The organism is Alcanivorax sp. UBA3183 (genome assembly GCF_002364155.1).
GTDB classification, from domain to species: Bacteria; Pseudomonadota; Gammaproteobacteria; order Pseudomonadales; family Alcanivoracaceae; genus Alcanivorax; species Alcanivorax jadensis.
Genome location: NZ_DEXN01000018.1, coordinates 11,929 through 12,165, shown reverse-complemented (window position 1 = coordinate 12,165; position 237 = coordinate 11,929). Strand labels below are relative to the sequence as shown.

The following is a 237-nucleotide window of genomic DNA, read 5'->3' as shown; positions in this document are numbered from 1 at the left end:
CGCTTTTCTTCCGCGCCAAGAATGTTTACCCCCACCTTGTCGCTGGCTTCGTGATCGGTCACCGGGCCGCTAAATTCGATATCCAGTTCTTTCTCGGCACACCCCTGAATGATGCGCTCGCGCCAATCGGTGTGAATCTCCCCGGAGAGGTAAACCGTCCAGAAGCTCATTGCGTTTCTCCCATCTATCAATGTCAGTAAGCCCGGCCAGCATAGCAGGCTACTGAAAAACCCGTTG

The 237-nt window shown here is 54.4% G+C and carries 1 protein-coding gene; it reads right to left on the bottom strand.

Annotated elements, in window-relative coordinates; genetic code table 11:
- Positions 1-170: YtoQ family protein (locus tag B3Q33_RS08255; RefSeq protein ID WP_286827463.1), on the bottom strand; the 170-nt coding region annotated here is incomplete at its 3' end.
- Positions 171-237 lie beyond the last annotated feature (67 nt).